This window comes from Parageobacillus sp. NEAU-HV-2 (genome assembly GCF_059115485.1).
On sequence record NZ_JBXUJJ010000006.1, the window covers coordinates 155,827 to 182,215 of the forward strand.

General features: G+C 45.7%; 21 protein-coding genes. 18 read left to right on the forward strand and 3 right to left on the reverse strand.

Annotation, left to right across the window (positions count from 1 at the left end):
* Positions 1-89: 89 nt before the first annotated feature.
* From AC1WMD_RS11800 to parC, 3 genes are all read left to right on the forward strand, one after another.
* The gene (locus AC1WMD_RS11800) at positions 90-509 is read left to right on the forward strand and encodes a CoA-binding protein (RefSeq protein ID WP_043904661.1); all 420 of its coding nucleotides are present in this window, start codon (positions 90-92) and stop codon (positions 507-509) included.
* Between the two features lie 146 nt (positions 510-655).
* A complete protein-coding gene (gene parE / locus AC1WMD_RS11805; protein ID WP_494257340.1) occupies positions 656-2,626 on the forward strand; it encodes a DNA topoisomerase IV subunit B in 1,971 nt (656 codons plus the stop codon).
* On the forward strand, positions 2,626-5,070 hold the full coding sequence (gene parC / locus AC1WMD_RS11810; protein ID WP_494257341.1) for a DNA topoisomerase IV subunit A: 2,445 nt from the start codon (positions 2,626-2,628) through the stop codon (positions 5,068-5,070). The genes parE and parC overlap by 1 nt, the downstream gene beginning before the upstream one ends.
* Positions 5,071-5,125: 55 nt before the next feature.
* On the opposite strand, the gene AC1WMD_RS11815 is transcribed toward parC, so the two are convergent.
* Positions 5,126-5,827: a MerR family transcriptional regulator gene (locus AC1WMD_RS11815; RefSeq protein ID WP_043904664.1), complete on the reverse strand. Its 702-nt coding sequence runs from the start codon at positions 5,825-5,827 to the stop codon at positions 5,126-5,128.
* 278 nt (positions 5,828-6,105) lie between these two features.
* Between AC1WMD_RS11815 and treP the strand changes: the two genes are divergently transcribed.
* The 8 genes from treP to AC1WMD_RS11855 all read left to right on the forward strand — a co-directional run bounded on the left by treP (position 6,106) and on the right by AC1WMD_RS11855 (position 16,405).
* Positions 6,106-7,521 (forward strand): PTS system trehalose-specific EIIBC component, encoded by a 1,416-nt coding sequence (treP, locus tag AC1WMD_RS11820; protein ID WP_043904665.1) that lies wholly within the window; start codon positions 6,106-6,108, stop codon positions 7,519-7,521.
* Between the two features lie 115 nt (positions 7,522-7,636).
* On the forward strand, positions 7,637-9,328 hold the full coding sequence (gene treC, locus AC1WMD_RS11825; RefSeq protein WP_494257342.1) for an alpha,alpha-phosphotrehalase: 1,692 nt from the start codon (positions 7,637-7,639) through the stop codon (positions 9,326-9,328).
* Positions 9,329-9,351: 23 nt separating this feature from the next.
* A complete protein-coding gene (gene treR, locus AC1WMD_RS11830) occupies positions 9,352-10,065 on the forward strand; it encodes a trehalose operon repressor (protein WP_494257344.1) in 714 nt (237 codons plus the stop codon).
* Positions 10,066-10,202: 137 nt separating this feature from the next.
* Complete coding sequence (locus AC1WMD_RS11835; RefSeq protein ID WP_494257345.1) at positions 10,203-11,615, forward strand: Na+/H+ antiporter NhaC family protein; 1,413 nt, start codon at positions 10,203-10,205, stop codon at positions 11,613-11,615.
* Positions 11,616-11,790: 175 nt separating this feature from the next.
* The gene (locus AC1WMD_RS11840) at positions 11,791-12,222 is read left to right on the forward strand and encodes an acyl-CoA thioesterase (RefSeq protein WP_494257347.1); all 432 of its coding nucleotides are present in this window, start codon (positions 11,791-11,793) and stop codon (positions 12,220-12,222) included.
* Between the two features lie 85 nt (positions 12,223-12,307).
* A complete protein-coding gene (locus tag AC1WMD_RS11845; RefSeq protein WP_043904738.1) occupies positions 12,308-13,807 on the forward strand; it encodes an aminotransferase class V-fold PLP-dependent enzyme in 1,500 nt (499 codons plus the stop codon).
* Between the two features lie 72 nt (positions 13,808-13,879).
* A complete protein-coding gene (locus AC1WMD_RS11850) occupies positions 13,880-15,043 on the forward strand; it encodes an acyl-CoA dehydrogenase family protein (protein ID WP_043904739.1) in 1,164 nt (387 codons plus the stop codon).
* A gap of 225 nt (positions 15,044-15,268) precedes the next feature.
* Positions 15,269-16,405, forward strand: a complete 1,137-nt coding sequence (locus tag AC1WMD_RS11855) for a cation:proton antiporter (protein WP_494257350.1) — start codon at positions 15,269-15,271, stop codon at positions 16,403-16,405.
* Between the two features lie 152 nt (positions 16,406-16,557).
* Here AC1WMD_RS11855 and speE read toward each other — a convergent pair whose 3' ends face one another.
* Both speE and AC1WMD_RS11865 read right to left on the reverse strand, forming a co-directional pair.
* Positions 16,558-17,430: a polyamine aminopropyltransferase gene (speE, locus tag AC1WMD_RS11860; protein WP_043904741.1), complete on the reverse strand. Its 873-nt coding sequence runs from the start codon at positions 17,428-17,430 to the stop codon at positions 16,558-16,560.
* Between the two features lie 258 nt (positions 17,431-17,688).
* Entirely contained in the window at positions 17,689-18,132 is a 444-nt protein-coding gene (locus AC1WMD_RS11865; RefSeq protein ID WP_043904742.1) for an Rrf2 family transcriptional regulator, read from the reverse strand.
* Between the two features lie 171 nt (positions 18,133-18,303).
* On the opposite strand from AC1WMD_RS11865, the gene hmpA reads away from it, so the two are divergent.
* The 7 genes from hmpA (at position 18,304) to AC1WMD_RS11900 (ending at position 26,312) form a co-directional block, all read left to right on the forward strand.
* A complete protein-coding gene (gene hmpA, locus AC1WMD_RS11870) occupies positions 18,304-19,533 on the forward strand; it encodes an NO-inducible flavohemoprotein (RefSeq protein ID WP_088124143.1) in 1,230 nt (409 codons plus the stop codon).
* An 81-nt stretch (positions 19,534-19,614) separates the two neighbouring features.
* Positions 19,615-20,586 carry a peptide-methionine (S)-S-oxide reductase MsrA gene (msrA, locus tag AC1WMD_RS11875; protein WP_088124144.1) on the forward strand — a complete coding sequence of 324 codons (972 nt, stop codon included), beginning with the start codon at positions 19,615-19,617 and terminating at the stop codon, positions 20,584-20,586.
* A gap of 81 nt (positions 20,587-20,667) precedes the next feature.
* Positions 20,668-21,570: a formyltetrahydrofolate deformylase gene (purU, locus tag AC1WMD_RS11880; RefSeq protein ID WP_043904745.1), complete on the forward strand. Its 903-nt coding sequence runs from the start codon at positions 20,668-20,670 to the stop codon at positions 21,568-21,570.
* A gap of 151 nt (positions 21,571-21,721) precedes the next feature.
* Complete coding sequence (locus AC1WMD_RS11885) at positions 21,722-22,096, forward strand: replication termination protein (RefSeq protein WP_017434075.1); 375 nt, start codon at positions 21,722-21,724, stop codon at positions 22,094-22,096.
* 161 nt (positions 22,097-22,257) lie between these two features.
* Positions 22,258-23,124, forward strand: coding sequence for an ATP-binding protein (locus AC1WMD_RS11890; RefSeq protein WP_409994239.1), 867 nt, complete (start codon positions 22,258-22,260; stop codon positions 23,122-23,124).
* A gap of 10 nt (positions 23,125-23,134) precedes the next feature.
* Entirely contained in the window at positions 23,135-25,054 is a 1,920-nt protein-coding gene (locus AC1WMD_RS11895; protein WP_494257354.1) for a vWA domain-containing protein, read from the forward strand.
* A gap of 19 nt (positions 25,055-25,073) precedes the next feature.
* On the forward strand, positions 25,074-26,312 hold the full coding sequence (locus AC1WMD_RS11900) for a DHH family phosphoesterase (RefSeq protein WP_494257356.1): 1,239 nt from the start codon (positions 25,074-25,076) through the stop codon (positions 26,310-26,312).
* The last annotated feature ends 77 nt before the right edge of the window (positions 26,313-26,389 follow it).

Consider the following 26,389-nt stretch of genomic DNA (forward strand, 5'->3'; position numbering starts at 1 on the left):
GTTTGTAAATGTTTTCATGGCGTAAAGCAGGATTCTGAATATTTGTGGAGAAATAGTACGGCAAAGACAAAGCGAAGGAGAGAGTGCTTATGCCAATTACCAATCCAAGCAGAGAAGAAATCGGAGAAATTTTGCGGAAGGCAAAACGCATCGCCGTCGTCGGATTATCCGACAACCCGGAACGGACGTCGTACATGGTTGCGAAAGCAATGAAAGACGCGGGTTATGAAATTATTCCGGTCAATCCGATGATTGAACAGTGGGAAGGAATTCCAGCTGTTAAAAAGTTGACCGATATTGAAGGGCATGTTGACATCGTCAACGTCTTCCGCCGTTCCGAACATTTGCCGGAAATCGCCCGCGAATTTGTCCAGATTGACGCCGACGTCTTTTGGGCGCAGCTTGGCGTCGTCAATGAAGAAGCCTATGAATTTTTAAAAGAAAAAGGCTATACGGTTGTGATGGACCGCTGCATTAAAGTCGAACACGCGCTGACGAAACAACAGTAAACGGAATCGACCATCTTTAAGATGGTCATTTCCATTTTTAAAGGGAATTTTGTCGGAATCGGTAAAATAAGCGTAGACGCTGGCGAATTTTATGTTACAATAAAACAGAAACAAATGTTCTTGTTTTGGTTGAAAGGGGTATGCTTGTGGCAAAACAATCGGTATACGAATACAACGATGATGCGATTCAAGTGTTAGAAGGACTTGAGGCGGTGCGCAAGCGGCCGGGGATGTATATCGGCAGCACCGACAGCCGCGGCCTGCATCATCTCGTCTATGAAATTGTCGACAACTCGGTCGACGAAGCGTTGGCAGGGTACGGAAACTATATTCTTGTCAAAATACATAAAGATAATAGCGTTACCGTGCTTGATGAAGGGCGCGGCATGCCGACAGGGATGCATAAGCTCGGCAAGCCGACGCCGGAAGTGATTTTAACGGTGCTTCACGCCGGCGGCAAGTTCGGGCAAGGCGGCTATAAAACGAGCGGCGGCTTGCACGGGGTCGGCGCATCGGTCGTCAACGCCTTATCGGAATGGCTCGTGGTGACGATCCACCGAGATGGTTTTATTTACCAGCAGCGTTTTGAGAATGGCGGAAAGCCGGTGACGACGCTTGAAAAAATCGGAACGACGAACAAAACGGGGACGATCATTCAATTTAAGCCAGATCCTGCGATTTTCAGCACGACGACGTTTAATTATGAGACGTTAAGCGAGCGTCTGCGCGAATCGGCGTTTTTGCTAAAAGGGCTGAAAATCGAGCTCGTCGATGAACGGACCGGGATGCGCGATGTATTCCATTATGAAAATGGGATTGAAGCGTTTGTCGCCTATTTAAACGAAGATAAAGATGTGCTTCATCCAGTCGTCTATTTTGCTGGGGAACAAAACGGGATTGAAGTTGAATTTGCCTTTCAGTTTAACGACGGCTATTCGGAAAACGTGCTGTCGTTTGTCAACAACGTGCGCACGAAAGACGGCGGCACGCATGAAGCGGGCGCCAAGACGGCGATGACGCGCGTCTTTAACGAATATGCGCGCAAGACAGGGCTGTTAAAAGAAAAAGATAAAAACTTGGAAGGATCAGATATTCGCGAAGGATTAGCGGCAATCGTCTCGGTGAGAATCCCGGAACACCTGCTGCAGTTTGAAGGGCAGACAAAAGGAAAACTGGGGACGAGCGAAGCCCGCTCCGCCGTCGATGCGGTCGTATCCGAGCATTTAACGTACTTTTTGCAGGAAAACCCGGACATTAGCGCGATGCTGATTAAAAAGGCGATCCGGGCATACCAGGCGCGCGAAGCGGCCCGCAAAGCGCGTGAGGAAGCGCGAAACGGAAAAAAGCGAAAAGGGAAAGAGACGGTGCTAAGCGGAAAATTAACGCCGGCGCAATCGCGCAATCCGAAGAAAAACGAATTATATTTGGTCGAAGGCGATTCGGCGGGCGGCTCGGCGAAACAAGGGCGTGACCGCCGCTTCCAAGCGGTGTTGCCGCTGCGCGGAAAAGTAATTAACACGGAAAAAGCGAAGCTCGCTGATATTTTAAAAAATGAAGAAATCAGCACGATTATCCACGCGATCGGCGGGGGAGTCGGGCCGGACTTTTCGCTTGAGGACATTAACTATGACAAAATCATCATCATGACGGACGCGGACACGGACGGCGCCCATATTCAAGTGCTGCTGCTGACGTTTTTCTATCGCTATATGCGGCCGCTCATTGAAGCAGGAAAAGTGTATATCGCTCTTCCGCCGCTCTATAAAGTAAGCAAAGGCAGCGGCAAAAAAGAAATCGTTGAGTACGCATGGACCGATGCGCAGCTAAAAGAAATCACGAGGAAATTCGGCAAAGGCTATACAGTGCAGCGCTATAAAGGGCTTGGCGAAATGAACGCCGATCAATTGTGGGAAACGACGATGAACCCACAGACGCGCACCCTCATTCGCGTGCGCATTGAAGATGCAGCCCGGGCGGAGCGCCGCGTCACCACGTTGATGGGCGATAAGGTAGAGCCGCGCCGCAAATGGATTGAAGCGAATGTTGCGTTCGGATTAGAAGATGATCCAAACATTTTAGATCATGAGCACGTATTTGTCGCAGGAGGGGATAACTGATGGCAGAAAGGCTGCTAGACTTACCGCTGGAGGACGTGCTTGGCGACCGCTTCGGCCGCTACAGCAAATACATTATTCAAGAACGGGCGCTCCCTGATGTCCGTGACGGGCTAAAGCCGGTGCAGCGCCGCATTTTATATGCGATGTATATCGATGGAAACACAGCTGATAAGCCGTTTCGCAAAGCGGCGAAAACGGTCGGTAACGTAATCGGAAATTTTCATCCGCACGGCGATTCGTCCGTCTATGAAGCGATGGTGCGGATGAGTCAGGATTGGAAGCTGCGCAACGTCTTGATTGAAATGCATGGCAATAACGGCAGCATTGACGGCGACCCGCCGGCGGCGATGCGCTATACAGAAGCGCGCCTGTCGGCGATCGCTGCTGAATTGCTTCGCGATATTGACAAACAGACGGTCGAATTTGTGCCGAACTTTGACGATACGACGAAAGAACCGGTTGTGCTGCCCGCGATGTTTCCGAATTTATTAGTGAACGGTTCAACCGGCATCTCAGCCGGATATGCGACCGAAATCCCGCCGCATCCTTTAGGGGAAGTCATTGACGCTGTATTGATGCGGATTGATAAGCCTGCTTGCACGGTCGATGAGCTGATGACCGTGCTTCACGGTCCCGATTTTCCAACCGGCGGCATTATTCAAGGAAAAGATGGCATTAAAAAAGCGTATGAAACCGGAAAAGGGAAAATCATCATCCGCGGCAAAGCGGCGATTGAACAAGGAAAAGGCGGGAAAAAGCAAATTATTATTACGGAGCTTCCGTACGAAGTCAATAAAGCGAACCTCGTCAAAAAAATCGATGAGCTTCGCTTTGACAAAAAGCTCGACGGCATTGCCGACGTCCGCGACGAAACGGACCGCACCGGGCTGCGCATCGTGATCGAGTTGAAAAAAGACGCCGATGCGGAAGGCATATTAAACTATTTATATAAAAACACCGATTTGCAAGTGCCGTACAACTTTAATATGGTGGCGATTCATCAGCGTCGGCCGAAGCTGTTAAGCCTTCCAGAACTGCTTGATGCCTACATTGAGCACCGCAAGGAAGTGGTAACGAACCGCTCGCAATATGAGCTGAAAAAAGCGCACGAGCGCCAGCACATCGTCGCAGGACTGATGAAAGCTTTATCCATTTTGGATGAAGTGATCGCAACGATCCGCGCTTCCCGCGATAAGCGCGACGCCAAAGATAATTTAATCGCCAAGTATGAGTTTACCGAAGCGCAGGCGGAAGCGATTGTATCGCTGCAGCTATACCGCTTAACGAACACCGACATTACCGCGCTGAAGCAGGAAGCCGAAGAGCTAGAAAAGACGATTCAGGAACTGACCGCGATTTTAAGCGAGGAAAAAAAGCTGCTTTCCGTCATTAAAAAAGAGTTAAAAGCGATGAAAAAGCAATATGCCGATGAGCGGAGAACGAAAATTGAAGAGGAAATTGAAGAAATTAAAATCAACTTAGAAGTGATGATTCCAGCAGAAGACGTGATTGTCACCGTCACAAAAGAAGGATATGTGAAACGAACGAGCTATCGTTCGTACAGCGCGTCGAACGGCCAAGATTTCGGCATGAAAGAATCCGACCGGCTTCTTGCCCAGTTGGAAATGAATACAACCGACGTATTATTGCTGTTTACCCGCCGCGGCAATTATCTGTATTGTCCGGTTTATGAGCTGCCGGATATCCGCTGGAAGGACGTCGGCCAGCATATTTCTAATCTCATTCCGCTTGAACGCGATGATGACATTATCGCCGCCGTGCCGGTGAAACAGTTTGCTGAAGCGTTAAGCCTTGTGTTTGTCACGAAACAAGGCATGGTTAAACGAACCGAGCTTGCGCAATACAAAGTGCAGCGCTATACGCGGCCGCTCGTGGCGATGAATCTTAAAGAAGACGATGAAGTGATACACGTATATAGCACCGATGGCCAGCAAAGCTTATTGCTTGTGACGAATCAAGGATACGGATTATGGTTTGACGAAGCAGAAATCAGCTCCGTTGGCGTGCGTGCCGCCGGGGTGAAAGGAATTAATTTAAAAGAAGGAGATTACGTCGTTTCCGCGCATCCAGTCGCGGGCGAAGAGGAGCGGTATTTAGTGATCGCGACCCAGCGCGGGGCTGTGAAAAAAATGCCGCTTAGCGAATTTGAAAAAACATCGCGCGCTAAACGCGGCGTCGTTATGCTCCGGGAGTTAAAGACAAACCCGCATCGGATCGTTGCTTCCGTGTTAACGGAGGGCGGTGACGAGACGCTGCTCATTCGCACGGAAACGGGGACGGTTGAGACCATTTCGGTTGCAGCGCTGCGCAGCGCCGACCGCTACAGCAACGGCTCTTTTGTCGTTGACGTCGATGAAGCGGGAGCGGTGGTCGATATGTGGAAACAGCCGCCTAACATGTTAGGTAAAGAGGCGATAGAATAAGGTTTCAACGACAAGATAAACAAACAACTCGGCTCCATAGGCCGAGTTGTTTGTTTTACCAAAATTTCCACCATTTATTTGAACGTTTCGCGCTGGCGCCAGCCGCCGCTTGGCGGAAAGAAAAGACGAGTTCGCGAAACGCTTTTTCCCGCTCCATAATTTGTTCTTCGAGGCGTTTTCGCTCTTGTTCCTGCTTGGTTTTTTCTTCCTGTAAAAACGTAACGACGTTTTCAAGATGTTCATGGATTTCTTCCGTTTCCTGCTGCAATGTTTTTGCATATTGCGCTAATGAATCGCAAACGGTTTGTTTGGTAGCAGCGGACTGGTCTTGAATCTCATTCAAATAGGATTTCACTTCGTTCATTGCCTGCTGCAAAACTTCCGTCGTTTCTTTTTTCAAGGCTACGACGATTTCTTCTTTCATCCGCTTCGCCAACTGTTCCGCTATGTATTGGGCATCGTGGCGTGAAGAACGGGGAACGTCAATAATTTCTCCTTCCATGACAGGCAACTCCAGCTCTATTGGCTGTAGCAGCTGCTGTTTGAAATCGCGGATAATGTCTTGTTTATGACGCCCGTCAGCCAGCCACTCTTTAATATGGCGAAACTGCGTTAGCAGCTCTTCTGTAAAAATGCGCGCCCCTTGCTGGGTACGGGGGATGGTCACACATTCGGCAAACTCTTTTTCCCATTGTTTTAGTATGTGTGGCGCTACCCCCAATTTCTTTGCCGCTTCACGAAGTGTATATGTCTTCATCTTTGTTTGTCCATCCTTTCCTCTCTATTTTTTCTATAATTTATTTTCCAACTAGCCAATTTATTTTCCTGCTGGCTGACAAAATATAACAAAAGAAGTGAAAGTTAGAGAAAAACTAACATTCATGTCGAAAAATTAATAATCATGTCGAAATAAACTGTTGACGAACCTGTATATACAGGTTAAAATGAAGGTGACTTGTATATACAAGTTTTTTTGAAAACGATTGCTGAAAGCGATTTAATTGATTGCTAGAGAAAGAAAGAGGAGGCATTTTTATGGGGGGATATGAACAATCCGTTAAAAAAATCGTCGAAGCGGTTGGCGGAAAAGAAAATATTGTCGCCGCTACCCATTGCGTGACGCGACTGCGCTTCGCGTTGAAAGACGAAGGAAAGGTAGATAAAGAAGCGTTAGAAAACATCGATATTGTGAAAGGTTCATTTTCCGCAAACGGCCAATTTCAAGTTGTAATCGGTCAAGGACTGGTTGATAAAGTATATAACGAAATGGTCGAAATAACGGGAATCGGCAGGGCGACCAAGCAAGAAATTAAAGATGCCGCCGAAGCGAATTTAAATCCGCTGCAGCGCGCCATTAAAACATTGGCCGACATTTTTATTCCGATTTTGCCGGCGATCGTGACGGCCGGTTTGCTCATGGGGATTAACAACGTGTTAACAGGCCCGGGCATTTTCTATGAAGGCAAGTCGTTTGTCGAAGTGCATAAAGAATGGGCCGATCTTGCTAGCATCATTAACTTGATTGCCAATACGGCGTTTGTGTTCCTGCCAGGCTTAATCGGCTGGTCAGCCGTGACAAAATTCGGCGGCAGCCCGTTGTTAGGAATTGTCCTCGGGTTAATGCTTGTCCATCCAGATTTGTTAAATGCTTGGGGATGGGGAGCAGCGAAAGAAAAAGGAGAAATTCCGATTTGGAATTTGTTTGGTATGGAAGTGCAAAAAGTCGGCTACCAAGGTCAAGTGCTGCCGGTGCTTGTCGCGTCTTATGTGCTGGCGAAACTGGAGCTGTTTTTGCGCAAGCGCATCCCAGATGCGTTCCAGTTGCTGCTGGTTGCTCCGATTGCTTTGTTAATTACAGGGTTTTTAGCGTTTATCGCGATCGGGCCGATTACGTTTGCGATCGGTAATGCGATTACGCACGTGTTTGTTACTATTTTTGACAATGTTCCAGCGATTGGTGGCTTTTTGTATGGAGCGTTATACGCGCCGCTTGTTGTGACGGGAATGCACCATACATTCTTGCCGGTTGACTTGCAGTTGATTGCCAACACGGGCGGTACGTTCCTGTGGCCGATCCTCGTTATGTCCAACATCGCCCAAGGCTCGGCGGCATTGGCGATGATGTTTGTCGCTAAAGATGAAAAATTAAGAGGTCTTTCCTTTACATCGGCGGTATCCGCGTATCTTGGCATTACCGAGCCAGCGATGTTCGGCGTGAACTTGCGCTTCCGCTACCCATTCATCTCAGCGATGACGGGGGCGGCGATTGCCGGAATGTTTATTACGTTAAATAAAGTCATCGCGCCATCGATTGGGGTCGGCGGCTTGCCAGGATTTTTATCGATCGTGCCGCAAAAGTGGGTGCCGTTCTTTATCGGCATGGCGATCGCCATCATCGTACCGTTTGTTCTCACGTTTGTATTTAGCAAGTTCCGTAAAGCGAATCGCTAATGAAGGCCTCTATTTTATTGAAACTATGTTCTAAATAACCAATCGAACATACCATTGGTGTATCTTCACCAATGGTATCGTTTTTATCCATAAATTAAATGAGGTGATGAAAGCAATGGAACAACAACCATGGTGGAAAAAAGCGGTGGTGTATCAAATTTATCCGAAAAGCTTTAACGATACGAATGGCGACGGAATCGGCGATTTGCCAGGAATCATCGAGAAACTCGATTATTTAAAGCTGCTTGGCGTCGATGTCATTTGGCTGACGCCGATCTACAAGTCACCGCAGCGTGACAACGGCTATGATATTAGCGACTATTTTCAAATCCATCATGAATACGGGACGATGGAAGACTTTGACCGTTTGCTCGAAGAAGTGCACAAACGCGGCATGAAGCTGATCATGGATATGGTTGTCAACCATACGTCGACCGAACATGAATGGTTTAAGCAGGCGCGTTCGTCAAAACAAAGTCCGTACCGAAACTTTTATATTTGGCGCGATCCGAAGCCGGATGGAAGCGCACCGACAAATTGGCAATCGAAGTTTGGCGGCTCGGCGTGGGAATATGACGAACAAACCGGGCAGTATTATTTGCATTTGTATGACGTGACGCAGGCCGATTTAAATTGGGAAAACGAAGAACTCCGCCGCCGCATTTACGATATGATGCATTTTTGGTTTCAAAAAGGCGTCGATGGGTTCCGGTTGGATGTCATTAATTTGCTTTCGAAAGACCAGCGTTTTCCTGATGATGACGGCTCGGTGCCGCCGGGAGACGGACGCAAATTTTACACGGATGGGCCGCGCATTCACGAGTTTCTGCAAGAAATGAACCGCGAAGTATTTTCGAAATACGATATCATGACAGTCGGGGAAATGTCGTCAACGACGATCGACCATTGCATTAAATATACGAATCCAAAGCGCCATGAGCTTAATATGACGTTTAACTTCCATCATTTAAAAGTCGATTATCCGAACGGGGAAAAATGGGCAGTCGCCGATTTCGATTTTCTTGCCTTGAAACGGATTTTATCGGAATGGCAAGTCAAAATGCACGAAGGCGGAGGCTGGAACGCGCTCTTTTGGTGCAACCACGACCAACCGCGCATTGTGTCGCGCTACGGCGATGACGGGAAGTATCATAAAGAGTCGGCGAAAATGCTCGCTACCGCCATTCACCTCATGCAAGGCACTCCGTATATTTATCAAGGCGAAGAAATCGGCATGACCGATCCGAAATTTGAGCGCATTGACGATTACCGCGATGTCGAGTCGCTCAACATGTATCACATATTGCAAGCGCAAGGTAAAAGCGAACAAGAAGTGCTGGAAATTTTAAAACGAAAATCACGCGACAATTCACGGACGCCAATGCAATGGGATGACAGCGAGCACGCCGGGTTTACGACCGGAACCCCTTGGATTCGTGTCGCCGACAACTATAAACAAATTAACGTCAAAAAAGCGCTCGAAGATCCGACGTCGATTTTCTATCATTATCAGCGCTTGATTGAGCTGCGCAAACAATATGACATTATTACGACCGGAGACTATCAGCTATTGCTTGCCGACCATCCGCAAATTTTCGCCTATTTGCGCAACGGCGAAAAGGAAAAGCTGCTTGTTGTCAACAATTTTTACGGAAAAGAGACGACGTTTGTCCTGCCGGATGACGTGCAGATCGATGGTTATGCAAGCGAAATATTGCTTTCGAACTACACCGACTCGCCAAGCGAATTTCGCACGATTCAGCTTCGTCCGTATGAATCGATAGTTTATCACCTAACGAAATCGTGATACAATACATGTCGGTGAGCGATATGCATGAAAATAAATATTTAACGATTTATCACGACCTTATCGAAAAGATTCGCCAGGGTCACTGGAAGCCGTATGATAAACTGCCGTCCGAACATGAGCTAGCCGATTGCTATCACACGTCACGGGAGACGATTCGCAAAGCGCTCAATCTGCTTTCCGAGCATGGTTATATTCAAAAAATGAAAGGGAAAGGATCTATCGTTTTAGATGTCGAAAAGTATGACTTTCCTGTTTCGGGGCTCGTCAGCTTTAAAGAATTGGCACAGAATATGAAACAGCCGGTGCGAACGATTGTTCATGAGCTGGAAGTGATCAAACCCGATTCGTACTTAAAGCAGCAGCTGCAGGCGGCAGGCAGAGACGAAATATGGAAAGTCGTCCGTTCGCGCGAAATCGAAGGGGAGCGCATTATTTTAGACAAAGACTTTTTTCTGAAAAAATATGTGCCGACGCTGACAAAAGAAATATGCGCAGATTCCATTTACGAATATTTAGAGAAAAAGCTCAAATTACACATCAGCTTTGCGAAAAAAGAAATGTTTGTCGACCGGGTGAGTGAAGAAGACCGAAAATATTTAGATATCAGCGGCTATGACCATATCGTCGTGGTCAAAAACTACGTTTATTTAAATGACGCCACGCTGTTTCAATATACGGAGTCACGGCACCGGCTTGATAAATTCCGTTTTGTCGATTTTGCGCGGCGAAAATAAACGGGCATTGTCTAATTTAGGGCAAATGCCCGTTTTTTTATTTAATTTAACAAAACTATGTTCTAAATAATCAACAATTAACCATCATAAATTTCTCTAATTATGGCCATCCTTTTAACAATGAAAGGGTGAATGGAATGGAAGGAACATGGCTGTCGTTATTGCCGTTTCTCATCATCATTCCGCTGGCGATTTGGCTGAAAGAAATTTTGCCGGGTCTTGTCATCGGTCTGATCGTCGGAGCGCTTTGTTTGAAAAAAAGCGTGCTTGCAGCGGTGGAACGCGCCGTATTGGCGCTGCTTGAAACGATCAGTGATGTCGAGCATATCAAAGTGGTGGCGTTTTTATATTTATTTGGTTCATTAATTGGGATGATGCAAATTACTGGCGGAGTGAAAGGTTTTGTTGAGTGGATAGCAGAAAAACTTCATTCAAAGCAGAGACTGCTGTTATTTATTTGGCTTACCGTCCCCTTTACTTTTTTCACGCCGATGTTTCGCATTATGCTGCTTGGCCCAGTGATGAAATCAGTGCTTGGAAAGTTCCGGATCGACAGAAGGAGGATGGCTTATATTATCGATGTGTCGACTGAGCCGATTATCGTCCTTCTTCCAGCGGCGACCGCGTTTGTCGGCTTTATGATATCGGTCGTGGCAGGGGCGCTGAAGCAAAACAAAATCGATGTATCGGCCTATCAATTGTTTTTGCAAAGCCTGCCATACAATTTTTTTGCCATTATTGCCTTAGGAGTCGGTCTGCTTACCACGTTTATGAACGTAAAAATTGGAAAGAAGAGAGGAAAAAAAGAAAAAGACAAGACGAATGAACTGCACGGGCTGGGGCTGCGCAAAGAGCTGGCACTGGTGACAGGAGAACCACTTCATTTATTTTTTCCGCTTTTTCTTGTGCTCGTGCTGACATTCTTTTTCTTTTGGTATGATGGGAAAAGAAAAGGGGCAAGAACGTTTGTCGACGTATTTTCGCAAGCCGACGCGACGTTGGTGATGCTCATCGCCTTATTTGTGACGATCATGATTTCTACCGTTTTTTATATGGTACGAAAACAATCGCTGCATGAGCTAATTTATCATTTTTTTGCCGGCGGCAATCAATTAATGGCACCCATCGGGATGCTTCTTCTCGTCTGGGCCGTATCATTGATCGCTGATGAGTTAGGTTTTTCCGCTTACATTTCCTCCACGTTTGGAACGTGGCTGCCAAAAGAAATCGTGCCCGCCGCCGTATTTGTGATCGGATCGTTTGTCTCATATTTTATCGGCTCCTCGTGGGGGACATGGGGGATTTTTATGCCGCTTGGCGTTACGCTTGCCAAAGCGACAGAAGCGCCGCTGGCGATGACGATTGGAGCAGTGTTTGCAAGTGGAACGTTTGGCGCTTTCGCCTCTCCGTTAGGAGATACGACGATCACCACGGCGTCGATTATGGAGATGGATGTAATGGGCTATGCCAAATATAAATTGCGCATTTCCTTATTGTGCGGAGTTTTATCGACCCTTGCGTATCTATTGGTACCGCTCTTGATGGGGTAGAAGTCAACGGCATCTCATTTTTTGCATTGGATGCCGCTTTTTCCATTATTTTAATCAAAAATAAAACTATGTGCTAAATAATCAATAAAATAAAAAAACAGTTGCCGAAATAAAAAAATCCAGCTATGATAAAAACAACATACCGACTAGTTAGTAATTAGAGAGGGAGAGGTTTATGGCGACTCATACGATGACAGTAAACGTTCGCTTTTGTGAAACCGATGCGCTCGGCCACGTTAGCAACACCAGCTATTTTATTTATTTGGAGGAAGCGCGCATTCGTATGTTTGAAGAATTAGGGTATGGAAGCGATATAAAAGACTGGCGTTTTATTCTCGCCTCGGCGAAATGTGATTTTGTCAACCAGGCATTTTTCGGCCAGCGTTTAAAAATTGAAACGAATGTGGCGAAAATCGGCAATAAAAGCTTCCAATTGGTTCACCGCATTTTGGATGAAAAGACGGGAACGTTAATTGCGCTCGGCGAATCAACGATTGTCTACTTTAATTTTCAAACGCAAAAAAGCGAATCGGTCCCGGACGCTTTAAGAAAGCAATTGGAGCGTTATCTTATTCCCGAGCCAAAGGAGGTAACGAAAAAAGTGTAGGAAATCCGCCCCGATCAGGCGGATTTTTTTATGGACCAAACGATGGTTGTGACATACTTTATGAATATAGGAAAGGGGGAGGCCGATGGAAATTAAAGCAACAATAGGGGAAACGACGTTTACATGCCGCGGAGATTTAGAGACATATTTCCGCCCATTTCGTGAAGCAACGATCGGCACCGATTTTACGTTTTCCACACCGTTTGGCGAGCAGAAGCTGATTTATGCCGACTGGACGGCAAGCGGCCGCCTGTATCGACCGATTGAAGAAAAAATCATCGAGGAGCTTGGGCCATTGGTGGCGAATACCCACACCGAGTCCAATATTACAAGCACGAAAATAACGTTAGCGTACCAATATGCCAAAGAAATCATTAAACATCACGTGCACGCCGGAAAACATGACGTGATTATCATGGAAGGGCCGGGCATGACGAGTGCCGTCAATAAATTGCAACGGCTCTTAGGTTTGCGGGTGCCTGAACAATGGAAAACACGCCTTTCCCTTGCCGATGACGAACGCCCCGTTATTTTTGTGACGCATATGGAGCATCATTCGAATTTGCTATCGTGGGCGGAAACGATTGGGGAAGTAGTCACGATTCGTCCAACTGCGAATGGGGATGTAGATGTTGACCATTTGCGTGAACTGCTGCAGACATACGCCCACCGTCCGTTAAAGATCGGCGCTTTTACTGCCTGCTCCAATGTGACGGGCATCCAAACCCCATATCATCTCCTGGCCAAAATTATGCATGAACACGGCGGCATTTGCTTCATCGATTTTGCCGCTTCCGCTCCCTATGTCGCGATCAATATGCATCCCGCTGACCCGCTTGAAAAACTAGACGCTATTTATTTTTCACCGCATAAATTTCTAGGGGGACCGGGAAGCGCAGGGGTGCTTATTTTCGATGCGCGGCTGTATCAAAACCGCGTCCCTGATCATCCAGGGGGAGGGACGGTTCTATGGACCGATCCATGGGGAAACTATAAATACATTGAAGACATTGAGACGAGGGAAGACGGGGGAACGCCGCCGTTTCTGCAAACGATCAAAGCGGCGCTTGCCATTCGCTTAAAAGAGAAAATGGGAGTCGAGCGTATACAGAAGCGGGAAAAGGAATTAACGTCCCTGCTGCTATCGCATTTAAAACAAATTCCACGCGTCCGTGTGCTAGAAGGACATCGGGAAGACCGGCTTGGCATTGTCTCGTTTATCATTGAAGGAATGCATTATAATCTCGTTGTCAAAATGTTAAACGACCGCTTTGGGATTCAAGTGCGCGGCGGCTGTTCATGCGCTGGCCCGTACGGCCATTATTTGCTTGGCATTGATAAAGAACAATCCAAAACATTGATGAAGCAAGTCGAGCAAGGAAATTTGTTTGTCAAACCAGGATGGGTGCGCGTCTCGCTTCATCCGATTATGACAAACGAAGAGGTGTATGACATCATCCGTGCTATCCGCCATATCGTCCGTTACGCAGACACGTGGAAGCAAGAATATATGTATGATCAAACCAAAAACGAGTTTTACCATCGTGACGACGACCGCTATGTCCGCCATTTCTTTGCGCTGTAAGACACATATTGGTTTCCTCCCCGCCCTGTAACAGGTAAAATAAAAACATACTAGAAAAGAAGGGGAGAACGAATGAACGAGCTGTATCATTTGTTATTGCGCACGGAGCGGGAGCGAAATTTATACGAACAGGCGCGCGATCTGGCCGCCAAGTTTCACGAGCGGTCAGCCTGGCATGATGAACACGGCGAATTTCCGTTTGCCAATTTCCATGATTTAAAACAAGCGGGCTTTCTGTCCCTTACCGTTCCGAAACAATATGGGGGCGAAGAAATTTCTTTATATGAATTTCTTCTTGTTCAAGAAACGATCGCCCAAGGCGACGGCGCGACCGCATTGTCGCTTGGCTGGCATTTAGGAATTTTATTAAGCCTTGCCGTAACGAAAAGATGGCCGCCATTGGTGTTGGAACGAATTTGCCGTGAAGTAGTAGAAAAGCAGGTACTATTAAACAGCGCTCATTCCGAAAAAGCGACCGGCAGCCCGGCGCGCGGCGGAAAGCCGGAAACGACCGCTGAATTTCGCAACGGGTGCTGGGTGATTTCCGGACGGAAAACATTTGCCTCGCTCGCTCCGGCACTCGATTATTTTATTATTTCCGCGACGATCAAAGCGACGGGGGAGGTCGGCAATTTTCTTGTGCCGAAAACAGCAAGCGGCTTAACGATCGAAAAAACGTGGAATACGCTTGGGATGAGGGCGACGCGAAGCGATGACATCGTTTTAGACAACGTTGAAGTCGAAGAAGAGGCGCTTGTCGAAATACTGGGCAAGCCAAAGGCTGGCCAGCCGGCGCAAGGATGGCTTTTGCATATCCCTGCCTGCTATTTAGGCATTGCGATTGCCGCGCGCAATGAAGCGATCCAGTTTGCAAAAACATACCAGCCAAACAGCTTGTCTCATCCGATTGCTGAAGTGCCGGAAGTGCAGCGGAAAATCGCGCAAATGGACATACAATTGATGAATGCACGCCACTTTATGTATGCCATCGCTGACCAGTGGGATCGTTATCCAGAAAAACGAACAGAGATGAAGGAAGAGCTGGCAGCAGTAAAATATACAGCAACCAATACAGCGATAAATGTCGTTGACTTAGCGATGCGCATTGTTGGGGGACAAAGTTTATTTGAAGATAATCCGCTGCAGCGCTACTATCGTGACGTCCGCGCCGGGCTGCATAATCCGCCGGCCGATGATATTACCGTTTCCATCGTGGCAAAACGCGCCCTACAATAAAAGAGTAGGATTCGTTAACTATACTATAATGATTAGAGGATATTATGTTCAGTAGAAAAGCAATGGAAAGTGAAATCTTACCTAAAGTATGATACAATAACAAAAAATTATTAATACTAAAGTATTTTAGGGGGAGTCTGTCACCAAGGGATAACTATGTCCTTTGGTGACAGACTTTTTTTAGTTTGAAGAAAATCATAAACAATGAAGGGTGGGGATTTTTAGGTGTTAATACTGCAGTTAGCCATCATTTTAGTTGCTGCCAAAATAGCTGGGAGCCTAAGTGTAAGATTGGGGCAGTCTTCAGTTCTTGGTAAACTCCTGATTGGGATTGTATTAGGTCCATCGGTTTTAGGATTAGTGAATGAGACAGAAACCTTAGCAGAATTAAGTCAAATCGGTGTTATTTTGCTTATGTTTATTGCTGGGGTGGAAACAGATATTGATGAATTCAAACAAACTGGGAAATCCTCCACCTTCGTAGGTTTTGGTGGTATTATTGTACCAGTTGTTTTGGGTTATTTGGTTGGAATAATGTTGGATCTTACCACGATGCAATCCTGGTTTTTAGGGCTATTGCTTTCGGCTACCAGTGTAAGTATTTCCGTTCAGGCGCTTAAAGAGATGGATCAATTGAATAGCCGCGAAGGAACCACTATCTTAGGGGCAGCTGTCATCGATGATGTGGTAGGAATTATTGCTTTGGCATTCTTAATGAGTTTTGCTGGTGGAGATGTTAATTTAACAACGGTTATTTTAAAGAAAATATTATTTTTCACAGGAGCCATTTTGGTTGGTTGGAAAGTAGTTCCTTGGTTCTTGAATAAGTTTTCATCATTAAAAGTAACAGAAACTGTAATTTCGTCTGCTCTAATTATCTGTTTTGTTTATGCATACCTAGCAGAATACACAGGGGTCGCTGCAATAATCGGAGCATATATAGCAGGTGTGGCTATCAGTGTAACAAACTTCAAAAATGAGGTATTTGAGAAGGTTGAAACGATTAGTTATTCTATCTTTGTTCCTGTATTCTTTACTTCTATTGGTGTCACTGCCCAATTCTCTGGTATTACTCAAAATTTAGGTCTAATTGTTTTATTAAGTATAATAGCCATACTAACAAAATTAATTGGTGCATCTGTTGGGGCAAAATTGGCTGGATTCAATTGGAATCGCTCACTAGGAATAGGTTCAGCAATGGTGTCCAGGGGGGAAGTAGCACTAATTATTGCAACTATTGGTTTAGAATCTAAACTACTAACGCAAGATATGTTTGCTGTCATTGTTGTTGTGATATTGGTTACAACGATTGTGACTCCCCCAATGATGAAATGGTTTTTTCGGAATCTAATACCTAACTAATAAAATTTTATCCATAAATTAGGTAGCATTTTCTGTTACTCAACTAACAAGGGTTTTATTTTAATAAAAGATAAAAGGAGAACACATATTATAGACTAATATGTGCTCTCCTTTATTTATAATTTAAGTCTTGATAATTGTAGACTGCTCTTTTATTTTTCCAATGCGGTTTTCAAAAATTGCGGAAGCTCGAAACATTGCTTGAATATGCCTTCATTCACATATTTCGTATCGCCTGGAATGGTGGCTTGTTCCGGGAAGGAGAGCGGTTTGGTCGAGCCGATCGTGAAGCTCCATAATCCGCCTGGGTAGGTAGGCACTGTCGCTGTATATACTTTTACATGCGGAAATAATTCGCCAATATTGTTATACGTCCGCCGCAAAATCTCTAAATGGAAAATAGGAGACTGGCTTTGGCACACCATTAGTCCGTCCTCTTTTAATGCGCGACGGACATTGGCGTAAAAATCTCGCGAAAAGAGTGCCTCGGCTGGACCGACCGGATCGGACGAATCGATAATAATGACATCATATTCGTTTTCATGTTCCTTGACAAAGGCAACACCATCATCATAAATAAATTTGACCCGCGGATCGGATAAGTTGCCCGACACTTCTTGCAAGTGTGCCTTGCACGCTTGCACTACTTTTTCATCAATTTCTACCATATGAATTTCTTCAATATGTGGATATTTCGCCACTTCTTTCGCCGCACCGCAATCGCCGCCACCGATAATCAACACTTTTTTCGCTGTTGGATGCAGCTGCAGCGGAATATGGGAAATCATTTCGTTATAAATATGGCCGTCGATCGATGTCGTTTGCACCACTCCGTCAAGAACGAGCATACGGCCGAAATCGTAGGAATCTAAAATCATCACATGTTGGAAGTCCGACGGCTCCGAGAAAATAATGTCTTTGATGCGATAGCTGATTTTTAAGTTTTCGCGGTCATCTTCAGTAAGCCAAAGTTCACCGTTTTCGATTTTTACATAAGATGGTAATGTATCTTGTACGTGTTTCATTGTTACCTCCATTTCATTATCGCTTATTTTTTCGCACCTCTTTAATATTAATATATTTTGCGAAATGTGACAAACAAAGGATTTATCGATCTGGGCTATGATTCATGCCGCTGTCCATATTGAACGATTCATCTCGCCGCAGCCGGCGAAAAACTAGATTGCGGGGAAGACAACCGATAAAAGCGGGATGAATTTTTTCCTACTCTCATTTCCTCTTGCATCTTTGCTTATAGCACGATTCGCTTTTCCTTTACACTATTATTGCTCTTCTTTACGGAAAATCGCTTGTAAATGTTGTTTATTGGCAAGCAAATCGGCCAATGTATACGAATCTAGCACGTGTAAAAATGCCTCGAGCGCTTCGTGCAGCACGTATTTCAGCCGGCAAACCGGGGTGAGGATACAATGATTGCCATGGCCGGCAAAGCATTCGACAAGGGATAAGTTGTCTTCCGTTTGGCGGACAACCGTACCAATTCGAATGTTTTCCGGCTCTGTGGCGAGACGAATCCCGCCGTTTCGACCGCGTGTCGTTTCAATATATCCAAGTTTGCCGAGCTCATACACAATTTTGCTTAAATGATTTTCCGAAATAGAAAAAGTGCGCGAGATTTCTTTAATATTTGTTTTTTTTCCATGCTCCAGTGCCCCTAAAAAAAGAAGAACGCGCAATGCATATTCTGTATAGTTCGTCAGCTGCATTTACTTCACACCTTTAAAATTAGCTTCTTTAGTACTATTCTATCATAATCCATCCCTCAACAAAAATTGTGAACAATTTGTTAAAGATGTATTTAAAATATTGCTTTTAAGAAATAATCGTGATTCAATTAAAGATGTATTTAAAATACATGTTTTATGGGGGATGTAAAAATGAACGCGACAACTTTAAGCAAACAAACGATTGAAATTGTGAAAGCGACCGTTCCTGTGCTTGAACAGCATGGGGAACAAATTACGAGATGGTTTTATCAATCCATGCTCTCGAATCATCCAGAACTGCTCAATATTTTTAACCATGCAAATCAAAAACAAGGAAGACAACAACGGGCCCTTGCACAAGCTATTTACAACGCGGCGAAATATATTGATCAGCTAGAAGTGATTACGCCGGTCGTCGAACTAATCGCTCATAAACATTGCAGCTTAGGAATCAAACCAGAACATTATCCGATTGTCGGCAAACATTTATTGCTTGCGATTAAAGCAGTGCTTAAAGAGGCGGCAACAGACGAAATCATCAATGCCTGGGCAGAAGCATATGAGGTCATCGCCGATTTATTTATTAAAGCGGAAGCGCAATTATATGAAGAAGCCGCATCCAAACGCGGAGGATGGAAAGATTTCCGCCGTTTCATCGTTCAGAAAAAAGTAAAAGAAAGCGATGTCATTACATCGTTTTATTTCGTTCCGGAAGACGGTGGGGAAATTAGCGAGTATTTACCAGGACAATATGTCAGTGTCAAAGTCTCTATTCCAGGGGATCAATATACCCATATTCGTCAATACAGCTTATCCGATGCGCCAGGAAAAGGCTATTACCGTATTAGCGTCAAACGGGAAGCGGCAACGGCGGACAAACCAGCCGGGATTGTCTCCAACTATTTACACGACCATGTTCAAGAAGGAGATGTGCTTGAATTAAGTGCACCATTTGGTATTTTCACGCTCGATATGTCAAAAGAAACACCGGTCGTGCTCATTAGCGGCGGCGTGGGCATTACTCCACTTTTCAGCATGGCAAGCACTCTTGTTTCGCGTCAACCTAATCGCCAAGTAACGTTTATTCATGCGGCAATCAATGGAAACGTCCACGCGTTCGATCAAGAGTTGCGCCGCTTAGCGGAACATCCGGCATTTTCGTATCATGTATGCTATCAATCGCCTTCGGAGGAAGACCGGAAACATCCTTATTTCGGAAAAGAAGGTTTCATTGATTTGCCTTGGATACAATCAGTTGTATCGAATAAAGAAGCAGATTTTTATTTCTGTGGACCGACTCCGTTTATGAAGGCCGTCTACCATGCGCTAAAAGAATGGGGCGTTTCGGACGAACAAATTCATTACGAATTTTTCGGCCCAGCTGGTAATTTAACGAAATAATGAGACGGACAAAGGCACCTTTCCATTTGGAGGAAGGTGCCTTTTTTGATATGATAAATAAGTAAAGGAGGAATGCCATTAATGGGATATGAACTAGCGACGTTTGCCGGAGGCTGCTTTTGGTGCATGGTTTCGCCATTTGAAGAACAGCCGGGAATTATCAGCGTCATATCCGGGTATACAGGCGGTCATAAAGAAAACCCAACGTATGAAGAAGTATGTTCAAAAACGACCGGACATTATGAAGCGGTGCAAATTACCTTTGATCCCGACGTATTTCCATATGAAAAGCTGCTCGACATCTACTGGCGGCAAATCGATCCGACCGATGACGGCGGACAGTTTCACGATCGCGGCCCGCAATATCGCACAGCGATTTTTTACCACAACGAAAATCAGCGCCTGCTCGCGGAAAAATCGAAGCAGGAACTGGAGAAAAGCGGCCGTTTCTCCAAACCGATCGTGACGAAGATCCTGCCGGCCTCCACGTTTTATCCGGCGGAGGAGTATCACCAGGATTACCATAAGAAAAATCCGCTCCGCTATAAACTGTACCGGATCGGCTCGGGGCGCGATGCGTTTTTAAAAGAACATTGGCGTGATCCGGAGCGGGAAGCGATGCTGCGGAAAAAATTGACGCCGCTTCAATTCGAGGTCACACAGCGCAACGGGACGGAACCGCCGTTTGACAACCCGTATTGGAACAACACGCGTGAAGGCATTTATGTCGACATTGTTTCCGGCGAGCCGCTTTTTAGCACAAAAGACCAATATGATGCCGGCTGCGGCTGGCCGAGCTTCACGAAGCCGCTTCACCCGGAAAACATTAAGACCGAGCTGGATTTAAGCCATGGTATGATCCGTACAGAGGTGCGGAGCCGTAAAGCGGATTCTCACTTAGGTCATGTCTTTGACGACGGCCCGGCGCCGACCGGTCTTCGCTATTGCATTAATTCAGCGGCGCTCCGTTTTATTCCGAAAGAAGATTTGGAGAAAGAGGGATACGGACAGTATTTGTCGTTATTTGAAACAGATGGTGACAGTAAAAATTAAACGTAAAAAAAAACGGTTGGCGTCCCCGCCGTTTTTTTGTATGATGAATGATAAATTCATCTATAGGGGGAAGTGTAGTCTATGCAAACATTCCGAGAACATCGCTGGCAATCGTTCCTAGAAAACTATCAAAATCGCGCCCGCTTGCTCATTTCATGCCCGGACAAGCCGGGAATTGTCGCGGCGGTGACCTCTTTTTTATACAAACAGGGCGCCAATATTGTCGAATCAAGCCAATATTCCACCGATCCAGAAGGAGGAACATTTTTTTTACGCATTGAATTCGACTGCCCGCAAATCGCGCTGCGAAAACAAGAAATAGAATCGGCCTTTCAGCCGATTGCCGAATCGCTGCAGATGGATTGGCGCCTTCGCTTACATAATGATGTCAAACGAATCGCGATATTTGTGTCGAAAGCAGAGCACTGTTTGCTCGAGTTATTATGGCAATGGCAGGCAGGGGAGCTGATCGCTGACATAGCGCTTGTCATCAGCAACCACGAACATTTGCGCAGCACGGTCGAATCGATGGGCATTCCGTATTTTCACATTCCGGTGACAAAAGAAACGAAAGCGGAGGCGGAACGAAAACAAATAGAGCTGCTAAAGCAATACGACGTAGATACTATTGTTCTTGCCCGCTATATGCAAATATTATCGCCAACTTTTGTCGCCGAGTTTCCAGGAAGAATCATCAACATCCATCATTCGTTTTTACCCGCGTTTGTCGGGGCCAGACCGTATGAACGGGCGTATGAGCGCGGCGTGAAACTGATTGGCGCCACGTCGCACTATGTGACCGATGATTTGGATGAAGGACCGATTATTGAACAAGACGTCGCCCGCGTCGATCATCGCCATCATCCGGAAGACCTGAAGCGCATCGGGCGCATCATTGAAAAAACGGTGCTCTCCCGCGCTCTGAAATGGCATTTAGAAGATCGCGTCATTATCCACGGGAACAAGACAATCGTTTTTTATTAATACTCTTCGGAAAGGAAAGGGTGGCCTCCCTTTCCGATTTTTCTTTATGATATAATAAATCTATGTTCTAAATAAAAAATCGATACAAAAGAAGGACTTCAACCAAAAAGAAGGAAATATAATTAAAGTAAATGGACAAGGAGGGAGAAAAATGGGGGAGAAGCGAACACCAAGCGGTTTTCTGTTAAAACAGCGTGCGTTTTTAAAATTATATTTAATCACGTTAACCGAGCAGGAACGTTTATATGGACTCAAAATTTTAGACTTGTTGCGCCAGGAGTTTAAGCCGTACGGATATCGCCCAAATCATTCAGAAGTGTACAAAGCATTGCACGATCTGATTGAAGATGGGATTTTAAAACAAGTGAAACAGAAAAAAGAGGGAATGAAATACCAAGAAGTAGTATATTATCGTTTTGCCGATGGCGGATATGAAAAAGCAAAGCTGTACAAACGGCAGCTAAAAGCGGAATTAGACCGCTGTGCGGCACTCATCCGCAAAGCGATTGAGGATAATTTCAGTTGACAGGGAGCTATTAAGGTACAGTAACGGCTCTCTGTTTTCTTTTTTCATTCAATTTACATAACATATTTATCGTATATAAATCTCTTTTTTTGCGTGAAAATAGGACATTTAGTAGAATAGTAACCGTAATTGTTCAGAGAAAGGAAGACCACTACGTGAAACTGCCAGAGAAAATCGAACAAATCATCCAATATCGAAAAAACGCATTTCTCTATGACAACGACGCCGAACTGATCGGAAAAGGCGGCTACACCGCTTCCGATGAGGCGATTCTATATGATGCCATTGTGGCGCTGGCCCTTGGAAAAAATGTGCTGTTAAAAGGTCCGACAGGGGCAGGCAAAACAAAGCTAGCCGAGACGCTATCCTCCATCTTCGGCCAGCCGATGCATAGCATTAACTGCTCCGTCGATTTGGATGCCGAAGCGCTGCTCGGCTTTAAAACGATTCAAAACCGCAACGGAAAAGCGGAAATCGAGTTTGTTCCAGGTCCTGTCGTTCAAGCGATGACAAAAGGACATTTACTATATATTGACGAAATCAACATGGCAAAGCCGGAAACATTGCCGATTTTAAACGGTGTCCTCGATTACCGTAAAATGATTACCAACCCATTTACTGGAGAAGTGGTTAAAGCAAAAGAAACGTTCGGCGTGATCGCTGCCATCAACGAAGGATATGTCGGCACCGTGCCGCTCAACGAAGCGTTAAAAAACCGCTTTGTCGTCATTGAGGTTCCGTATATTCAAGGGGATACATTAAAATCTGTCTTGCTGGCACAAACTACATTAACGGACGAAGGGCTGATTGACCGTTTTGTTGCCTTGTCTGCTGATTTAATTACGCAAGTGAGAAACGGACAAATCTCTGAAGAAGCCGCTTCGATTCGCGCGCTTATTGATACGTGCGATTTAGCCGTTTATTTGCCGCCGCTTCGCGCCATTGAACGTGGCATTGTGGAAAAACTGGAAGATGACCGTGAAAAAGCAGCGGTGCGCAATATTGCGGAAACGTTGTTTGCACAATGAGGGAGCAGCCATGGAACGGTTTATTTTATTTAACGACAAAAAAATCGACTCCTTTTTGTTTATGCAGCTGTCTGATTTGGCGAAAACATTGGCCAAGAGCGGAGACTGGGAGATCGAATTCGGCTTTCAATCGTATGTCGATTTTCGCGGCCGGAAAATTTACATCAGCCACTTTTGGGATAACCGCCCGAAGGAAGAAAAAGAACATGGCCTAAAGAGCGATGTATGCTTACGAACCGTCGGAACGCTCTTTCATACCGATGTAGCACAAGTCATCGTGTTTCTCGATCAGGTGAAACATACAGCCATTCCTCATTTTGCGAAACAGCTGTTTACGTTGGCTGAAGATTTACGTTTAGAAGAGATTTGCAAAAAGGAGCGGCCTGGCACAAAAAGATGGTTTCGTACCCGCCGCGATGTATACCGCCGCTATTTCCAAAGCCAACTGAGCGCCAATTTAACAAGAAGTGTTTATACCGATGCCCTTTTTTCCGCCATTTATTTGTTATTGACATCCGATTCGCCGGTGGAAGACATTCCCGCGATGAACGAGGCGATCGACCGTATAATGCCTTGGCTTCGTCAGACGCTTCCGCAATATTTTGCCGCTGCTTCGACAAAAGAAGTAGCCCGCATCACGTTGCAAATTACGGAAGCACTCGGCGATATACTCGAAAGCGATATGCTTAACACCTATTTTTATTTGCCGGAAAACAGCTATGACATCGAGAAAACAGGACTCACCTTGGCTGATTTAAAGCGTACGGACCCGCTCACGAACTGCGATGTGCTTGATAAAGAAAAACGCGGTGATGAAGACGTCCATGAACAGGAAATGCCGACATGGCACCGCGAAACAAGCGATATGACGAAAAGTTTTTTCCGCTTTGAACTGGAACGGGGCTCGCGGACGGATTTATTGGGAAACAGCGCGCGCCCAGGCGAGGACGGAGACCAAGCGCTTGCCATGGTGCAAGGTTCCGCGCGACCAACGAAGCGAAATAATTACACCAAGCGAAACGCGGCAGTGCGAAGCGATGACTACGATCGCAGCGGCAAAGGGGAGACTTATGGCAAAGAAAACCGATATGCGGAAGCAGTCTTTCTCGTTCCATATCCACCTTCACGCGAACACATCGCCAAATACGAACAAATGAAAACGGAGATTTTGCCGTACCAAAAAAAATTAAAACAAATGATCGAAAAAACGCTCGAACATAAGAAAATCCAGCCGCGCACTGATTTGCATGCCGGCCGCCTGCATAAAAAACTGCTTCGTTTTTGGACAGAAGAACAGCCGCGCTTGTTTTATAAAAAGCAACAGCCGTCTTCGCACATTGATGCTGCTTTTACCTTGCTCGTCGACTGCTCGGCATCGATGTACGATAAAATGGAAGAAACGAAAAAAGGGATTGTTTTGTTCCATGAAGCATTAAAATCCTTGCTTGTCCCACATCAAATCGTCGGCTTTTGGGAAGACCCAAATGAGGCAACGAAAACGAAACAGCCAAACTATTTCCAAACAGTCATTTCTTTTGCGCAATCGGGCAAAAAACAGAGCGGGCCGGCGATCATGCAGCTTGAAGCGCAGGAGGATAACCGTGACGGATTTGCGATCCGCATCGTGACAGAGAAGCTCCTTGAACGTACGGAAAAACAAAAATTTTTACTTGTTTTTTCTGATGGAGAGCCAGCCGCATACGGCTATGAGCAAAACGGGATTATTGATACGCACGAAGCCGTCTTAGAAGCGCGTAAACAAGGAGTGGAAGTAATCAACGTCTTTTTGGCAAACGGGGAAATGGATGAAGGACAGCGGCAGACGATTCAAAACATTTACGGAAAGCATAGTGTACTCGTGCCAAATGTCGAACAGCTTCCTGACTTTTTATTCCCTTTGTTGAAAAAACTATTGTATAAAAGTTTGTAAAGAAAAGGATGGGTGCTTAATGGTGAAATTGTTTACCGACAGCGATTTAGATGGAATCGGCTGTGGATTGCTGGCTAAGTTAGCGTTTACAGAAGTCAATATTTCCTTTTGTTCGTACCGCAACTTAGATGAACGAGTAAGGCAATTCCTTGAAAACGAGCAAAACAAGGAAGCCGAGCTTTTCATTACCGATTTGGCCGTCGGCGAAGAAGTCGAGAAAAAACTGGCGGAGCGTTTCAACGCTGGCGGACATGTGCAAGTGATCGACCATCATGTCACCGCGCTTCATTTTAATCAATATCCATGGGGATGGGTCAAACCGACCGACGAACAAGGCAAGAAAACGTGCGCTACGTCGCTGTTTTACGACTATTTAGTCCGCGAAGGAAAACTCGAGCGGAACGAAACGCTCGATGAGTTCGTCGAGCTCGTCCGCCAGTATGATACGTGGGAATGGGAAGAAACGAACAATACGCGCGCCAAACGGTTAAATGATTTATTGACGATTTTAGGGTTGGATGAGTTTTGGGACAAAATGAGCGAGCGGCTTGCTGCTGGTGGACCATTTTCCTTGACGGAAACAGAAGAACTGATTTTAGACATGGAGGAAAAGAAAATCCAGCGCTATATTCGCATGAAACAAAAACAGCTCGTTCAACGCTGGTTTGGCGATTATTGCGTTGGCATCGTCTTCGCTGAACGGCATATGTCGGAGCTCGGCAATGCACTGTCAAAACGCTGCCCGCATTTAGACTTAATCGCCATGGTCAACATGGGGACGAAACATATCGGCTTTCGCACGATTCATGATACCGTAAATGTAGCTGAATTTGCGAAGCAGTTTGGGGGCGGAGGCCATCCGAAAGCGTCCGGCTGCTTTGTCGACGAGACAACGTTCCCGCTGTTTGTTGTCGACACGTTCCCGCTTGCGCCGGTATATCATGATGCGGAACAAAATCAGCTCAATACGAAAGAGCGTGCGGAAGGATTCTTTTTTACGAATTATCAAGGCCAATGGTTTTTCTTTCGACAAGCGGAGGAAAAGTGGATGGTTTGCCAAGAAGGAATGGAGAAAAGATCATTTCCAACTCAAGAAGAAGCTGAACGATGGATTAAACGGCAATTTGCCGCAGGGCTGGCTGATGACCAGGCGGTAATCGACTATTTGCAGCAACATTTATCGTTAGACAAAGAAAAAATCAAAGAGGAATATGCCAATGCTTTGCAGCAATATAGACGAAAAACCGGTATCCATTAATGGTTACCGGTTTTTATTTTATATGGTCCAATAAATTTCCTGTATTGAACAAATTTCCTTGATTTACCGTTTGCCTA

Coding starts and splice junctions, on each gene's coding strand:
- AC1WMD_RS11800 (WP_043904661.1), top strand. CDS start 90: ATGCCAATTACCAATCCAAGCAGAGAAGAAATCGGAGAAATTTTGCGG.
- parC (WP_494257341.1), top strand. CDS start 2,626: ATGGCAGAAAGGCTGCTAGACTTACCGCTGGAGGACGTGCTTGGCGAC.
- AC1WMD_RS11815 (WP_043904664.1), bottom strand. CDS start 5,827: ATGAAGACATATACACTTCGTGAAGCGGCAAAGAAATTGGGGGTAGCG.
- treP (WP_043904665.1), top strand. CDS start 6,106: ATGGGGGGATATGAACAATCCGTTAAAAAAATCGTCGAAGCGGTTGGC.
- treC (WP_494257342.1), top strand. CDS start 7,637: ATGGAACAACAACCATGGTGGAAAAAAGCGGTGGTGTATCAAATTTAT.
- treR (WP_494257344.1), top strand. CDS start 9,352: ATGCATGAAAATAAATATTTAACGATTTATCACGACCTTATCGAAAAG.
- AC1WMD_RS11835 (WP_494257345.1), top strand. CDS start 10,203: ATGGAAGGAACATGGCTGTCGTTATTGCCGTTTCTCATCATCATTCCG.
- AC1WMD_RS11840 (WP_494257347.1), top strand. CDS start 11,791: ATGGCGACTCATACGATGACAGTAAACGTTCGCTTTTGTGAAACCGAT.
- AC1WMD_RS11845 (WP_043904738.1), top strand. CDS start 12,308: ATGGAAATTAAAGCAACAATAGGGGAAACGACGTTTACATGCCGCGGA.
- AC1WMD_RS11850 (WP_043904739.1), top strand. CDS start 13,880: ATGAACGAGCTGTATCATTTGTTATTGCGCACGGAGCGGGAGCGAAAT.
- speE (WP_043904741.1), bottom strand. CDS start 17,430: ATGAAACACGTACAAGATACATTACCATCTTATGTAAAAATCGAAAAC.
- AC1WMD_RS11865 (WP_043904742.1), bottom strand. CDS start 18,132: ATGCAGCTGACGAACTATACAGAATATGCATTGCGCGTTCTTCTTTTT.
- hmpA (WP_088124143.1), top strand. CDS start 18,304: ATGAACGCGACAACTTTAAGCAAACAAACGATTGAAATTGTGAAAGCG.
- msrA (WP_088124144.1), top strand. CDS start 19,615: ATGGGATATGAACTAGCGACGTTTGCCGGAGGCTGCTTTTGGTGCATG.
- purU (WP_043904745.1), top strand. CDS start 20,668: ATGCAAACATTCCGAGAACATCGCTGGCAATCGTTCCTAGAAAACTAT.
- AC1WMD_RS11885 (WP_017434075.1), top strand. CDS start 21,722: ATGGGGGAGAAGCGAACACCAAGCGGTTTTCTGTTAAAACAGCGTGCG.
- AC1WMD_RS11895 (WP_494257354.1), top strand. CDS start 23,135: ATGGAACGGTTTATTTTATTTAACGACAAAAAAATCGACTCCTTTTTG.
- AC1WMD_RS11900 (WP_494257356.1), top strand. CDS start 25,074: ATGGTGAAATTGTTTACCGACAGCGATTTAGATGGAATCGGCTGTGGA.